Source organism: Streptomyces sp. NPDC048338, from assembly GCF_043201055.1.
Lineage (GTDB): Bacteria > Actinomycetota > Actinomycetes > Streptomycetales > Streptomycetaceae > Streptomyces.
On record NZ_JBICYQ010000014.1, the window covers coordinates 65,458 to 80,452 of the forward strand.

Below are 14,995 nucleotides of genomic sequence, written 5' to 3' on the forward strand. Positions count from 1 at the left end.
GGGCACGTGCTCGGGGAGCTTTGAGCGGCCCTCCCGTACGTACCCCGGCAGACCGCGCAGCACGAAGCCTCTGCTGACACCGGCAGGCGCCCGGCCCGGATCCCGTGGGGGGAATCCGCACCGGGGATATGGAAAGCGCCCCGCGCGCCGACCCGTGGGGGGATCGGCGGCGGGGCGCTTTTCGTTCTGCGGCTCCCGAGCGCCGACGGGTCTCACCCGGCGGCGCCTGCGGGAGTACGGGACCTTCAGCGGCCCTCGACGGGGACGAAGTCGCGCAGGACCTCGCCGGTGTAGATCTGGCGCGGGCGGCCGATGCGGGAACCCGGCTCCTTGATCATCTCGTGCCACTGGGCGATCCAGCCGGGGAGACGGCCGAGCGCGAAGAGCACGGTGAACATCTCGGTCGGGAAGCCCATCGCGCGGTAGATGAGACCCGTGTAGAAGTCCACGTTCGGGTAGAGGTTGCGCGAGACGAAGTAGTCGTCGGAGAGCGCGTGCTCCTCCAGCTTGAGCGCGATGTCCAGCAGCTCGTCGGACTTGCCGAGCGCGGAGAGGACGTCGTGCGCCGCGGCCTTGATGATCTTGGCGCGCGGGTCGAAGGACTTGTACACCCGGTGGCCGAAGCCCATCAGGCGGACGCCGTCCTCCTTGTTCTTCACCTTGTTGATGAAGGAGTCGACGTCGCCGCCGTTGGCCTGGATGCCCTCGAGCATCTCCAGCACCGACTGGTTGGCGCCACCGTGCAGCGGGCCCCACAGGGCCGAGATGCCGGCGGAGATCGAGGCGAACATGTTCGCCTGCGAGGAGCCGACCAGACGCACGGTGGAGGTCGAACAGTTCTGCTCGTGGTCCGCGTGCAGGATCAGCAGCTTGTCGAGCGCGGAGACCACGACCGGGTCCAGCTCGTACTCCTGGGCCGGGACCGAGAAGGTCATGCGCAGGAAGTTCTCGACGTACCCGAGGTCGTTGCGCGGGTAGACGAAGGGGTGGCCGATCGACTTCTTGTAGGCGTACGCCGCGATCGTCGGCAGCTTGGCCAGCAGCCGGATCGTGGAGAGGTGACGCTGCGTCTCGTCGAACGGGTTGTGGCTGTCCTGGTAGAAGGTGGACAGCGCCGAGACCACCGAGGACAGCATCGCCATCGGGTGGGCGTCACGCGGGAAGCCGTCGAAGAACCGCTTGACGTCCTCGTGCAGCAGCGTGTGCTGGGTGATCTCGTTCTTGAAGGTCGAGAGCTCGTCGACCTTGGGAAGCTCACCGTTGATCAGCAGGTACGCCACCTCGAGGAAGGTGGAGCGCTCGGCCAGCTGCTCGATGGGGTAGCCGCGGTACCGCAGAATGCCCTGCTCACCGTCGAGGTAGGTGATCGCGGATTTATAGGCGGCGGTGTTGCCGTATCCGCTGTCCAGGGTGACCAGACCGGTCTGGGCTCGGAGCTTCCCGATGTCGAAGCCCTTGTCGCCGACGGTGCTCTCGACCACCGGGTAGGTGTATTCACCGTCCGCGTACCGCAGTACTACAGAGTTGTCGCTCACGTCATCCCTCACCGACGTAGTGCCTCTTCTTCGAGGTGCCCTGACTGTCTCTACCATCCCCCATTTGGCTCAGGAGAGTGCACTCGGGGTCGATCATTGGGCCATTTGGCGGCACTCAGTGCCGCCAACCTGCTCATCTTGCCCCCTTCGCCCCGCTTCCGGAAGTCCGGGGTGGCCGTTCGCGTGATCATGACGCCGACGGCCCCGGGGAACCCGCCCCGTCGGCGTCACGGTCGGGCGGATGCGACGCCGGCGAGCCGGTGGGCCAGCGCGGTACAGCGCCGACCTGCGGAAACCGTACGGACGGCCTGGCCGATGGCCTTGCGGGAGCCGACCAGGACCACCAGCTTCCGGGCCCGCGTGACCGCCGTGTAGAGCAGATTGCGCTGGAGCATCATCCAGGCACTGTTGGTGACAGGGATCACGACCGCCGGATACTCGCTGCCCTGCGAGCGGTGGATGGTGACAGCGTAGGCATGGGCCAGCTCGTCCAGCTCGTCGAAGTCGTACGGCACCTCCTCGTCCTCGTCGGTGCGCACGGTCAGCCGCTGCTCGTCGACGTCGAGCGAGGTCACGACGCCCACCGTGCCGTTGAAGACACCGTTGGCGCCCTTCTCGTAGTTGTTGCGGATCTGGGTGACCTTGTCGCCGACCCGGAAGACCCGGCCGCCGAAGCGCTTCTCCGGCAGGCCGGGGCGGGCGGGGGTGATGGCCTGCTGGAGGAGCCCGTTGAGCGATCCCGCGCCCGCCGGTCCCCGGTGCATCGGGGCGAGGACCTGGATGTCCCGGCGCGGGTCGAGACCGAACTTCGCGGGGATGCGCCGGGAGGCGACCTCGACGGCCACCCGGGCGGCGTCCTCGGTCTCGTCCTCGACGAAGTGGAAGAAGTCCGTCAGGCCGGTGGTGACCGGCGGCACGCCGGCGTTGATCCGGTGGGCGTTGGTGACGACCCCGGACTCCTGGGCCTGCCGGAAGATCCGGGTGAGCCGGACGGCCGGCACGGGGCTGTCCGGGGCCAGCAGATCGCCCAGGACCTCGCCCGCGCCGACCGAGGGCAGCTGGTCCACGTCCCCGACGAGCAGCAGGTGGGCGCCTGGCGCCACCGCCTTGACCAGCTTGTTGGCCAGGAGCAGATCGAGCATGGACGCCTCGTCCACCACGACCAGGTCGGCGTCCAGCGGCCGGTCGCGGTCGTAGGCCGCGTCCCCGCCGGGCTTGAGCTCCAGGAGCCGGTGGACCGTGGACGCCTCGGCGCCGGTCAGCTCCGCGAGCCGCTTGGCGGCCCGCCCGGTGGGCGCGGCGAGCACCACCTTGGCCTTCTTGGCGCGGGCCAGTTCCACGATCGAGCGGACCGTGAAGGACTTCCCGCACCCCGGCCCGCCGGTCAGCACGGCGACCTTCCGGGTCAGCGCGAGCCGGACGGCCTGCTCCTGCTCGGGCGCGAGGGAAGCCCCCGTGCGCGTCGCGAGCCAGGCGAGCGCCCGGTCCCAGGCGACGTCCCGGAAGGCCGGCATCCGGTCCTCCTCGGTCCGCAGCAACCGGGTGAGCTGGGCTGCGAGCGAGATCTCCGCCCGGTGGAACGGGATCAGGTAGACGGCCGTGACCGGTTGCCCCTCGGGTCCCGGGACGGACTCCCGGACGACCCCCTCGGGGTCCTCGGCGAGCTCGGCGAGGCACTCGATGACCAGCCCGGTGTCGACCTGGAGCAGCTTCACCGCGTCGGCGATGAGCTGCTCCTCGGGCAGGAAGCAGTGCCCCTGGTCGGTGGACTGCGACAGGGCGTACTGCAGGCCCGCCTTGACCCGGTCGGGGCTGTCGTGCGGGATGCCGACGGCCTGGGCGATCCGGTCGGCGGTGAGGAAGCCGATGCCCCAGACGTCGGCGGCCAGGCGGTAGGGCTGGTTCCGGACGACGGAGATCGAGGCGTCGGCGTACTTCTTGTAGATCCGCACGGCGATCGAGGTGGACACGCCGACCCCCTGGAGGAAGACCATCACCTCCTTGATCGCCTTCTGCTCCTCCCAGGCCGCGCCGATCAGCCGGGTGCGCTTGGGCCCGAGCCCCGGCACCTCGACCAGCCGCTTCGGCTCCCGCTCGATGACGTCGAGCGTGTCGGTGCCGAAGTGCTCGACGATCCGTTCGGCGATCCGGGGCCCGATGCCCTTGATGAGTCCCGAGCCGAGGTAGCGGCGGATGCCCTGGATGGTGGCCGGCAGGACCGTCGTGTAGTTCTCGACGAGGAACTGCTTCCCGAACTGCGGGTGGGAGCCCCAACGCCCCTCCATGCGGAGCGACTCGCCCGGCTGGGCCCCGAGCAGCGAACCGACCACCGTGAGGAGGTCGCCGCCGCCGCGGCCGGTGTCGACCCGGGCGACGGTGTAGCCGTTCTCCTCGTTGGCATAGGTGATCCGCTCCAGGACCCCTTCGAGCACCGCCAGATTGGACATGCACCGACGGTAGCGAAGGGGTACGACAGCCCGCCGGGCAGCCGGGGAACTCGACGTGCCGACCCGCCGGACCGGCCCCTGGGGGTGCCTTGCCGATCGTGCCGCCGGCGGCGGACGCCGTCGCGCGGCGGACGGGGCTGCCGCGGGCGACGGTGAACCGCGCCTTGCGCGGGGTCAGGACATGACGGAAGATCACGCCTTGTCGTGATCTTCGATGGATCGCGGCTGAAGAGACGTTCTCCACAACGGGGGTTGGCGATGTCCTCACAGTCCGCAGACCGCATACCGGCGACGGGTTCCCTGCCGGCCGCACGGGCCGCCGAGCCCGGGAGCGGCCCCGAGCCGGGCGGCCGCCCGGGCCGCCGGGCCCTGCTCGCCGGACTGACCGGGGCGGGCGCCGTGGTCGGCGGACTCGCGCTCGGCACCCGCAGCGCGGCCGCCGTCCCCGCCGCCGTGGAGGCCGGGGCGGGGTCGTACGTGGTCGACGTCGTCGCCAAGGGCGCCGACCCCACGGGCGCCACGCCGAGCGACACCGCGTTCAAGGCCGCCGTGGCCGAGGTGCTCGGCGGTGCCCCCGAGACCGGCGTCACGCCCCGGAAGGTGCTGCTGCTCCCGCCGGGCACCTACCTGCTCACCGAGCCCGACCTGCTGCCGCCGACGCAGAACACCGACCCGCAGAGCCAGAGCGTCGTCAACGGCATCTCGATCAGCGGTTTCGGCAAGCGCGTCTCCCACATCGTGTACGCGCCGACGGTCCGCGACACCGTGCTCTGGCAGAACATGGACCGCTACAAGAACATCCGGATCAGCGGTCTGACCTTCGAGAGCAAGGACGCGACGGCGACGTTCTGCCGTTCCTACTCCTCGGCCACGTTCGGCGTGCAGGACACCTGGTACACCGACGTCGAGTGGCGCGGCACCTGGAAGGCCGGCATCGTCCTCGACGGCCCGACGGGGGCCCGGTCCAACCTCAACAGCGAGATGGGCTGGGACCACTGCCAGGTGGGCGGTTCCTACGCCGACGCGTTCCTGGTCATGGGCACCGAGCCGGCCGAGCAGCAGCAGGACCAGTTCCTCAACTTCTGGTTCCGCGACTGCAAGGTGGAGTTCCAGTCGGGGATCTTCGTGCGCAACGAGCACGGCGGGTCGATGAACTTCATCGGCGGCTCCTACATCCTGACCGACGACGGCTCCACGGGCACCTTCTTCAAGCTGAACGCCAACCCGCCGCGCTCCGACTCGGTCATGCGCCTGTACGCGCAGGGCATCCGCTTCGAGGTGCGGGGCCCGGGACACAAGGTGATCGACTCCTCCTGGTACAAGGGCACCATCACCTTCGTCTCCTGCGACGACACCGCCCGGGCGTACAAGGCGTGGGCCACGGACGGCGTCCCCCACGTGTACCGCTTCGACGCCGTCAACCCCTCGCGCGGGCCGATGATCCGCTACCAGGACTGCGCGCTGCTCGGCTCCCACACGGTGGAGGCCGCCAACGCGACGACGGCGGGCAAGCTGCTCTACGACGGCTGCCGCTTCGCCAACATGACGACGGGGACCGGCGCTTCGGGCTTCCTCCGCTGGACGGGCACGGCGCCGTGGTACGAGTTCCGCGACTGCACGCAGAAGGCCGGCCTCCGGCTGGCCGACGCCAAGGTGCCGTAGACGGGCCGGGCCGCCCGGCCGTGTGCGCGACCGGGCGGCCCTGTCTTCGCCCCCCTCAGCCCCGGACCGCGTGCGCGCGGAAGCGCGCGACCGTTTCCTCCAGGACCTCGACGCCGTCCCGTGCCCAGAGCTCCTCGTTGAAGAGCTCGACCTCGATCGGACCCCGGTAACCGGCCGCGTCCAGCAGCGCGCACCAGCGGCCGAGATCGATCACGCCGTCGCCCAACTGGCCGCGACCGTTGAGCACTCCGGCCGGCAGCGGGGTGGTCCAGTCGGCGAGCTGGAAGGAGTGGATGCGGCCCGCCCGGCCCGCCCGCTCCACCGCCGCCGGAGCCCGGTCGTCCCACCACACGTGGTACGTGTCGACGACGACGCCGACCTGCGTCGCGGGGAAGTGCTCCGCGATCTCCAGCGCCTGGTCAAGCGTGGACACCGCGCAGCGGTCGGAGGCGTACATCGGGTGCAGCGCCTCGATGGCCAGGCGGACACCCCGCTCCCCCGCGTACGGGGCGAGCTCCGCGATCGCCTCGGTGATGCGGGACCGGGCGTCCGCCAGGTCGCGGCCCCCGGGTGCGAGACCGCCGGAGACCAGCACCAGGGTGTCCGTGCCGAGCGCCGCCGCCTCGTCGATCGCGGCGCGGTTGTCGTCCAGGTCACCGGCCGTGGTGAAGAATCCGCCCCGGCACAGGGTGGTGACGCCGAGCCCGGCGTCCCGCAGCAGTGCGGCGGCGGCCTCGACCCCGTACGACCGGACCGGCTCGCGCCACAGTCCGACGCCCGGGATCCCCAGCCGTACGCAGTGCTCGACCAGTTCGGGCAGGGCGAGCTGCTTCACCGTCATCTGGTTGATCCCGAAACGGGAGAGGTCGTTCACCGCGGTACTCCGTACACCGTGAGCAGGGACGCCATCCGGGCCTCCGCCCGCTCGGGATCGGGGAACAGACCGAGTCCGTCGGCCAGTTCGTACGCCGTCGCCAGGTGCGGGAGCGACCGGGCCGACTGGAGGCCGCCGACCATCGCGAAATGGTCCTGGTGACCGGCCAGCCAGGCGAGGAGGACCACGCCCGTCTTGTAGAAGCGGGTCGGCGCCCGGAACAGGTGCCGCGACAACTCCACCGTCGGGTTCAGGAGTTCCCGGAACCCCCGCACGTCGCCGGTGTCGAGGACCCGGACCGCCTCGGCCGCGAGCGGGCCGAGCGGGTCGAAGATGCCGAGCAGCGCGTGACTGAAGCCCGCCTCGTCGCCGGCGATCAGCTCCGGGTAGTGGAAGTCGTCGCCCGTGTAGCAGCGGACGCCCTCCGGCAGGCGGCGGCGCAGGTCGATCTCGCGCCGGGCGTCGAGGAGGGAGACCTTGATGCCGTCGACCTTGTCGGGGTGGGCCTTGACGACCTCCAGGAAGGTCTCGGTCGCGGTGTCGAGATCGGCCGAGCCCCAGTATCTGTCGAGCGCCGGGTCGAACATCGGCCCGAGCCAGTGCAGGATCACCGGCTCGGCAGACTGCCGGAGCAGCCGTGTGTAGGTGTCGAGGTAGTCCTCGGCACTCCGGGCCGTGGCCGCCAGGGCACGAGAGGCCATGAGGACGGCCTGCGAGCCGGTCTCCTCGACGAGGGCGAGCTGCTCCTCGTACGCAGACCGGACGGCCGCGAGGCCGGCGGGACCGGCGGGCAGGCCGCCGGCGGCGAGCTGGTCCGTGCCGACCCCGCAGGCGATCCGGCCGCCGACCGCCTTCGCCTCGGCCGCCGAGCGCCGGATCAGTTCCGCCGCGCCGGCCCAGTCCAGGCCCATGCCGCGCTGGGCGGTGTCCATCGCCTCGGCGACGCCGAGGCCGTGGGACCAGAGGTGGCGGCGGAAGGCGAGGGTGGCGTCCCAGTCCACGGCGGCGGGCCCGTCGGGGGTGGTGTCGGCGTACGGGTCGGCGACCACGTGTGCGGCGGAGAAGACCGTGCGGGAGGCCAGGGCGCCACCCGCGGCAGGGCGGGCGGCGGCGGGACGCGGGCTGTACTCCCGGACCCCTCCACCGGCCTGGGGCAGGCGGATCACAGCGCGACCTCGGGCACGTCGAGGCGGCGGCCCTCGGCGGCCGACCGCAGGCCCAGCTCGGCGAGCTGCACCCCGCGCGCACCGGCCAGCAGGTCCCAGTGGTACTCCTCGCCGAGCACCACGTGCCGCAGGAACAGCTCCCACTGCGCCTTGAAGCCGTTGTCGAACCCGGTGTTGTCCGGGACCTCCTGCCACTGGTCGCGGAAGGACTCGCCGGCCGGGATGTCCGGGTTCCAGACCGGCTTGGGGGTGGCCGAGCGGTGCTGGACCCGGCAGCCGCGCAGGCCGGCGACGGCGGAGCCGTGGGTGCCGTCGACCTGGAACTCGACCAGCTCGTCACGGTGGACGCGCACCGTCCAGGAGGAGTTGATCTGGGCGACCGCCCCGCCCTCCAGCTCGAAGATCCCGTAGGCCGCGTCGTCGGCGGTCGCCTCGTACGGCTTGCCCTGCTCGTCCCAGCGCCGCGGAACGTGGGTGGCGACGTGCGCGGCGACGGAGGTGACCCGGCCGAACAGCTCGTGGAGCACGTACTCCCAGTGCGGGAACATGTCGACGACGATGCCGCCGCCGTCCTCGGCCCGGTAGTTCCAGCTCGGCCGCTGGGCGTCCTGCCAGTCGCCCTCGAAGACCCAGTAGCCGAACTCCCCGCGGACGGACAGGATCTCGCCGAAGAACCCGCCGTCGACGAGGCGCTTCAGCTTGAGCAGGCCGGGCAGGAAGAGCTTGTCCTGGACGACGCCGTGCCGGACGCCGGCCGCCTGCGCGAGACGGGCCAGGTCCAGCGCGCCCGCCAGGTCGGCGGCCGTGGGCTTCTCGGTGTAGATGTGCTTGCCGGCCGCGATCGCCTTGCGTATCGCCTCGACGCGGGCGGAGGTGACCTGGGCGTCGAAGTAGACGTCGACGGTCTCGTCCGCGAGCACGGCGTCGAGGTCGGTGGACCACTCGGTCAGGCCGTGCCGCTCGGCGAGCGTGCGCAGGGCGTGCTCGCGGCGGCCGACCAGGACGGGCTCCGGCCAGAGGGTCTCGCCGTTGCCGAGGTCGAGTCCGCCCTGCTCGCGCAGGGCGAGGATCGAGCGGACGAGGTGCTGGCGGTGTCCCATCCGTCCGGTGACGCCGTTCATGGCGATCCGGACTGTCCTGCGTGTCACGAAGTCTTCCCTCCACCCACGACGGATCAGCGCTGTCCGTACTGCCGATAGAAAGCGCTTTCTACTGGCAATGACGCTAGCCTGCCGACAACACGCCGGACAAGGGGTCGGCCCCCGTCACCTCGGAGGAACGCGATGACCGTCACGCTGGCGGATGTGGCTGCGCGGGCGCGGGTGTCCCCGGCCACCGTCTCCCGTGTCCTGAACGGCAACTACCCGGTCGCCGCGTCGACCCGGGAGCGGGTGCTGCGAGCCGTGGACGAGCTGGACTACGTCCTGAACGGACCGGCGAGTTCACTCGCCGCCGCCACCTCGGACCTGGTCGGCATCCTGGTCAACGACATCGCCGACCCGTTCTTCGGGATCATGGCGGGGGCGGCGCAGAGCGCCATCGGCGAGGGCGCGTCGGGGCGGGCGGGCGGCGAGAAGCTCGCCGTGGTCTGCAACACCGGCGGCTCCCCGGAACGCGAGCTCACCTATCTGACCCTGCTCCAGCGCCAGCGGGCCGCGGCGGTCATCCTGACCGGCGGTTCCCTGGAGGACCCCGATCACCTGGCGGCGACGGCCGCCAAGCTGGCACGGCTCGCGGACGCGGGGACCCGGATCGTGCTGTGCGGGCGGCCGCCGGTGGCGGGGGACGCCGGCCTGGCGGCGCTCACCTTCGACAACCGGGCGGGGGCGCGGCGGCTGACCGAGCACCTGCTGTCCCTCGGACACCGGCGGATCGGCTACGTGGCGGGGCCCGCGAACCGGACGACGACCCGGCACCGGCTGGAGGGCCACCGGGACGCGATGGCCGCGGCGGGTCTGGCGGGCGGCCAGGAGGAGCTGACGGTGCACGGCCCGTACGACCGCCGCGCCGGCTACGACGCGACGCTCGAACTCCTGCGCAGGGACGGGTCGCTGACGGCGATCGTGGCGGCGAACGACACGGTGGCGCTGGGTGCGTGCGCGGCCCTGCGGGACCGCGGTCTGAGCATTCCGGGGGACGTCTCGGTGGCCGGTTTCGACGACCTCCCGTTCTCGGTCGACGCGGTGCCGGCGCTGACGACCGTACGGCTGCCGCTCCACGAGGCGGGGGCCCGGGCGGGCCGCCTGGCGATGGGCACGGAGGAGCCCCCGGCGGGCGGCATCGCGACGGTGCCGGGCGAGCTGATGGTGCGTGACTCGACGGCGCCGCCGGCGACGGGCGCGCGGGAACGGGCGGGCCGGGGGCCGACGGCCTGACGGGGGCGGAGACTCGGCGGGAGCGGAGGGCCGACGGCCGGCGGTGGCCGGTCGCGGCGCGGTGCCGGCCTGCGTACGGGTACGGGCGCCTCCCTGCGTACGGGTACGGGCCCCCTGCCGGCTCAGTGCCGCGCGGTCGGGACCCCGGGCGTCAGCCCCGTCGCCGCCAGGACCGCGTCGACGGTCTCCTCCACCGACTGCCGGGCGCTGTCGATCCAGACGCCGTCGCCCGAGAGGTCAGCCCGCATCACCTCGTCCAGCGGCGCCCAATCGGTCGTCAGGCGCTTGTCGCGCGCGTTGTTGCGCTCCCACGCCGTCGCCGGGCCCGGGGCCAGGAAGACGACGTGGAAGGGACGGTGCCGCAGCGTGGCGCGGTAGAAGTCCAGGTGGCTGCGGCGGACGACCACGTCGTCGATCACCGGCAGGAAGCCGGCCGTGGTGAAACTGTCCGCGAGCAGGCAGGCGTTGCGGGCGCGCAGGAAGATCTGGCGGTCGGCCTCCGGGTCGCCGTCCGGGGTCGGCCAGTGGCAGCCCCGGACGATGAGGTCCTGGAGTCCGTCGACCTCGATGTGCGCGGACCGCCCGAAGCGCGCGGCGAGGGCCGCGGCCACGGTCGACTTGCCGCTGCCCGGGATGCCGCTGAGGAGGACGGTCGCGGGCGCGGGCTCACGGTCGATCGGCACGAGTTCCATGGGACAGGACGATATCCGGATCTTGGTCGAGGCCCCTGGGCGCCTCGGCAGGGTCCTCCCCCGCCGCCGCTCCGGAAGGAAGCGGCCCGGCACCGGAGTCGGCCGCCGGCACGACGGGGGACGACGTCGCCGCCACGGTGGCGGACGGGGCCGGGGCCGACTCGGCGGGCGAGAGCGACGTCAGCGCCACTCCCCCGACGAGCAGCGCCGCGGCGCACCAGCGCAGCGGGCTGACGCCCTCGCCCAGGAAGAGGGCTGCCGAGGACATCCCGAAGACCGGCACGAGCAGGGAGAAGGGCGCGACCGACGACGCCGGGTGCCGCCGGAGCAGCCATCCCCACGCACCGAAGCCGAAGATCGTGGTGACCCAGGCGACGTAGAGGACGACGCCGGCCCCGGCCCAGTCCAGGCCGCGCAGCGCCGCGAGGTCCCGTTCCTTCCCCTCCAGGACGAGGGAGAGGACGAGCAGCGGCAGGACGGGAACGGTGCTGACCCAGACCATGAAGTTGAGGGCGTCGGGCGGGGCGGCCTTGCGGGTGAGCACGTTGGAGACGCCCCAGCAGGCCGCCGCGGCGACGCAGAGCGCGAAGCCGGCGAGCGGTCCCGAGGCGCCCTCGTCGACCGCGGCCACGCCGATGCCCGCCAGCGCGACCGCCATGCCGAGGAGCTTCGCCCGCCCCGGCCGCTCGCCGAGCGCGACGAAGGCGAAGAGGGCCGTGAACACCGCCTGGATCTGGAGGACCAGCGAGGAGAGCCCGGCCGGGGCGCCCAGGTCCATGCCGGTGAAGAGCAGGCCGAACTTGGCCACGCCGAGGACGAGTCCGACGCCCACGATCCACTTCCAGGCCACCTTGGGGCGGCCGACCAGGAAGACGGCGGGCAGCGCGGCGACGAGGAACCGGAGGGCCGAGAAGAGCAGCGGGGGGAAGTGGCCGAGGCCGATCTCGACGACGACGAAGTTGACACCCCAGACGGCGGCGACGAGCGCGGCGAGGGCGATGTGGGCGGGGCGCATGCGGTCGAGCATCGCCGCTCCCGACCGTGTAGCACCAGCACGGATTCCTTTATGGTTCGATGAAGCAGCGCTACATCCCACCTGTCGCCGCACCCTGGCCGAGGAGGCATCGTGCTGGATCTCGGACGCCTGCGGGCGCTGCACGCCGTCTCCGTCCACGGGACGGTGGGCGGGGCGGCCGCCGCCCTCGGCTACACACCGTCGGCGGTCTCCCAGCAGATCGCCAAGCTGGAACGGGAGACCCGCACGACCCTGCTCGAACGCCAGGGCCGAGGCATCCGGCTGACCGACGAGGCGCACCAGCTGGTCGCCACGGCGGAACAGTTGCTGTCCCTCGTCGAGGAGGCGGAGGTACGGCTCGAGGAGCGGCGCGGCCTGCCCGCCGGACGGCTGTCGATCGGATGCTTCGCGAGCGCGGCGCGCGGTCTGATGCCCCGGGCGCTCGCCGAGCTGGCCCGACGCCATCCGTCGCTCGACGCCCGGCTCAGCGAGGTCGACCCGCACGTGTCGATCGAGCTGGTGGCGCGGGGTGTGATCGACCTCGCCGTCGCCCACGACTGGGACATCGCGCCGATGCCGACCCCGCCGGGCGTGGAGCAGGCGGTGATCGGCGACGACCTCTGCGACGTGCTGGTCCCGTGCGCGCATCCGCTGTCCGAGCGGGCGTCGGTGCGGCGGGAGGAGCTGGCGGGCGAGCGGTGGATCTCGCAGCCGCCGGGGACCGTGTGCCACGACTGGCTGATGCGGACGCTGCGGGCCACCGGGTACGAGCCGCACATCGTCCACCAGGCCGAGGAGAACCACACCCAGGTCGCGCTCGTCGCCGCCGGGCTCGGGGTCGCGCTGGTGCCGCGACTGGGCCGCGGGGCCCTGCCGCCGGAGGTGACCCCGGTCCGGCTGGACCCGGTCCCGACCCGTCGGCTGCGGGCCCTGTGGCGTACGGGCGCGGCCCGCCGCCCGGCCATCACCGAGACGGTCCGCACGCTCCAGGAGCTGTGGCCCTCGGTCGCGGCCGCGATCTGACTTCGCCTCACCTCGGTCCCGCCCGGCCGGTCGCGCCCTGCCCGGGTCCGCCCGCCCAGGCGGCCCTACCCGCCCCACCGGCCCCACCGGCCCCACCGGCCCCAGGGACGCATACGCACGCACCGGTACGCACGCACCCGCGCGCTCCCGCCCGCACCGGGCCCGTCGCACGAGGCCCGTGGACACACCACGCGACGCGTTTCTTGCGCAGATCCTTGACCTGGCAGTTACTTTCGGGCTATCCGTGGCACCTTGGAAGTTTCCTTCATCCTTTGCACGGCCGGAAGGAGCATCAGTGCACCACCGCGCCACCTCCAGACGCACCCTCCTCACCGTCACCGCCGCCGCTGCCGCGGCGGCCGTCACCGGCGTGACCACCCCGCTCGCCCACGCCGGGACGGACTCCGGATCCGACTCCCGTTCCGGGGCCGGCCTCCCCGACGCCCGGCTGCGCCGGCTCATCTCCGGCATGTCGCTGGAGGAGAAGGTCGGCCAGCTCTTCGTCATGCGGGTGTTCGGGCATTCCGCCACCGCCCCCGACCAGGCCGACATCGACGCGAACCTCGCGGAGATCGGCGTCCGTACCGCCGCCGAGCTCGTCGACCGGTACCACGTCGGCGGGATCATCTACTTCGCCTGGACGCACAACACCCGCGACCCGCACCAGATCGCCGAGCTCTCCAACGGCATCCAGCGGGCGGGCCTCGCCCAGCGCACCCCCCTCCCCCTGCTGATCTCCACCGACCAGGAGCACGGCATCGTCTGCCGGGTCGGCAAGCCCGCCACCCTGCTCCCCGGTGCGATGGCGCTCGGTGCCGGCGGCTCCCACTCCGACGCCCGCCGGGCAGCCCGGATCGCCGGCGCGGAACTGGCCGCCGTCGGCATCCGGCAGAACTACGCCCCCGTCGCGGACGTCAACGTCAACCCCGCCAACCCCGTCATCGGCGTCCGCTCCTTCGGCTCCGACCCGCAGGCCGTCGCCGGACTGGTCGCGGCCCAGGTCAAGGGCTACCAGCGGGCCGGTGTCGCGGCGACGTCCAAGCACTTCCCGGGCCACGGCGACACGGCCGTGGACAGCCACTACGGCCTGCCGACCATCACCCACACGCGCGAGCAGTGGTCCGAGCTCGACGCACCGCCGTTCCGCGCGGCGATCGCCGCCGGGATCGACTCGATCATGACCGCGCACATCGTCGTGCCCGCGCTCGACCCGAGCGAGGACCCCGCGACGCTCTCGCACCCGATCCTGACCGGGATCCTGCGCGGGCAACTCGGCTACGACGGCGTGGTCGTGACGGACGCGCTCGGCATGGAGGGCGTGCGGACCAAGTACGGCGACGCGCGGGTCCCCGTCCTGGCGCTGAAGGCCGGAGTCGACCAGCTGCTCAACCCGCCGAAGCTGGACGTCGCCTGGAACGCCGTGCTCGACGCGGTCAAGGGAGGCGAGCTCACCGAGGCCCGGCTCGACGAATCGATCCTGCGGATCCTGCGCCTGAAGGCGAAGCTGGGACTCTTCCAGGAGCCCTACGTGAGCCGGGCGGGCGTGGACCGCACGGTCGGCATCCCGTCCCACCTCGCGCACGCCGACCGCATCGCGGAGGAGACCACCACCCTGCTCCTCAACGAGGGCGGGCTGCTGCCGCTCTCACGCCGGAGCCACGGCAACGTCTTGGTCGTGGGCGCCGATCCGGCCTCGCCGTCCGGGACGACCGGGCCGCCGACCACCACCCTGGCCACGGCCTTCACCGAACTCGGTCACACCGCGACGGCGTTGTCCACCGGGATCACACCGACCGCGGCGAAGATCGACGAGGCAGTGGCCGCGGCGGCCGGCAAGGACGTGATCGTCGTCGGCACGTACAACGTGACCGCGACCAGCCCCCAGCGGACCCTCGTCTCCCGGCTCGCCGCGACCGGCGTCCCCGTGGTGACGGTCGCGATCCGCAACCCGTACGACATCGCCCAGCTCGCCGGTCAGCGCGCGACCGTCGCCACGTACTCCTGGACCGACGTCGAACTGCGTGCGGCCGTAAGGGTCCTGGCGGGCCGGGCGCGGCCGCGGGGACGGCTGCCCGTGCCCGTGCTGCGCGCGGACGATCCGACCCGGGTGCTGCACCCCGTCGGCTTCGGCCTGTCGTACCGGTGACCCGGCGGGTGTCCCGCCGGGCCGGTCCGACGGGACACCACCGGCCGTGAACGACCGCGT

The 14,995-nt window shown here is 72.4% G+C and carries 11 protein-coding genes; 4 read left to right on the forward strand and 7 right to left on the reverse strand.

Annotated features, from left to right (window positions below):
* Positions 1-245 precede the first annotated feature (245 nt).
* Both ACGFZF_RS29305 and ACGFZF_RS29310 read right to left on the reverse strand, forming a co-directional pair.
* On the reverse strand, positions 246-1,535 hold the full coding sequence (locus tag ACGFZF_RS29305) for a citrate synthase (protein ID WP_147978078.1): 1,290 nt from the start codon (positions 1,533-1,535) through the stop codon (positions 246-248).
* Between the two features lie 227 nt (positions 1,536-1,762).
* A complete protein-coding gene (locus ACGFZF_RS29310; RefSeq protein WP_393559002.1) occupies positions 1,763-3,982 on the reverse strand; it encodes an ATP-dependent RecD-like DNA helicase in 2,220 nt (739 codons plus the stop codon).
* Positions 3,983-4,240: 258 nt separating this feature from the next.
* Here ACGFZF_RS29310 and ACGFZF_RS29315 point away from each other — a divergent pair, with 258 nt between their 5' ends.
* Complete coding sequence (locus ACGFZF_RS29315) at positions 4,241-5,644, forward strand: hypothetical protein (RefSeq protein ID WP_393559004.1); 1,404 nt, start codon at positions 4,241-4,243, stop codon at positions 5,642-5,644.
* Between the two features lie 55 nt (positions 5,645-5,699).
* Here ACGFZF_RS29315 and ACGFZF_RS29320 read toward each other — a convergent pair whose 3' ends face one another.
* From ACGFZF_RS29320 to ACGFZF_RS29330, 3 genes are read right to left on the reverse strand one after another with little or no spacing between them, the layout of a single operon-like run.
* Complete coding sequence (locus tag ACGFZF_RS29320) at positions 5,700-6,485, reverse strand: sugar phosphate isomerase/epimerase family protein (RefSeq protein ID WP_393559324.1); 786 nt, start codon at positions 6,483-6,485, stop codon at positions 5,700-5,702.
* 29 nt (positions 6,486-6,514) lie between these two features.
* Positions 6,515-7,684, reverse strand: a complete 1,170-nt coding sequence (locus tag ACGFZF_RS29325; RefSeq protein WP_393559006.1) for a dihydrodipicolinate synthase family protein — start codon at positions 7,682-7,684, stop codon at positions 6,515-6,517.
* Positions 7,681-8,832 (reverse strand): Gfo/Idh/MocA family protein, encoded by a 1,152-nt coding sequence (locus ACGFZF_RS29330; protein ID WP_393559008.1) that lies wholly within the window; start codon positions 8,830-8,832, stop codon positions 7,681-7,683. The genes ACGFZF_RS29325 and ACGFZF_RS29330 overlap by 4 nt, the downstream gene beginning before the upstream one ends.
* A gap of 135 nt (positions 8,833-8,967) precedes the next feature.
* Between ACGFZF_RS29330 and ACGFZF_RS29335 the strand changes: the two genes are divergently transcribed.
* Positions 8,968-10,059, forward strand: a complete 1,092-nt coding sequence (locus tag ACGFZF_RS29335; RefSeq protein WP_393559010.1) for a LacI family DNA-binding transcriptional regulator — start codon at positions 8,968-8,970, stop codon at positions 10,057-10,059.
* A 122-nt stretch (positions 10,060-10,181) separates the two neighbouring features.
* On the opposite strand, the gene ACGFZF_RS29340 is transcribed toward ACGFZF_RS29335, so the two are convergent.
* Positions 10,182-10,751: an AAA family ATPase gene (locus ACGFZF_RS29340; protein ID WP_393559012.1), complete on the reverse strand. Its 570-nt coding sequence runs from the start codon at positions 10,749-10,751 to the stop codon at positions 10,182-10,184.
* Positions 10,726-11,766: an EamA family transporter gene (locus ACGFZF_RS29345; protein ID WP_393559326.1), complete on the reverse strand. Its 1,041-nt coding sequence runs from the start codon at positions 11,764-11,766 to the stop codon at positions 10,726-10,728. The genes ACGFZF_RS29340 and ACGFZF_RS29345 overlap by 26 nt, the downstream gene beginning before the upstream one ends.
* A gap of 111 nt (positions 11,767-11,877) precedes the next feature.
* Here ACGFZF_RS29345 and ACGFZF_RS29350 point away from each other — a divergent pair, with 111 nt between their 5' ends.
* Both ACGFZF_RS29350 and ACGFZF_RS29355 read left to right on the forward strand, forming a co-directional pair.
* Positions 11,878-12,789, forward strand: coding sequence for a LysR family transcriptional regulator (locus ACGFZF_RS29350; protein ID WP_393559014.1), 912 nt, complete (start codon positions 11,878-11,880; stop codon positions 12,787-12,789).
* 295 nt (positions 12,790-13,084) lie between these two features.
* Positions 13,085-14,935, forward strand: coding sequence for a glycoside hydrolase family 3 protein (locus tag ACGFZF_RS29355; protein WP_393559016.1), 1,851 nt, complete (start codon positions 13,085-13,087; stop codon positions 14,933-14,935).
* The last annotated feature ends 60 nt before the right edge of the window (positions 14,936-14,995 follow it).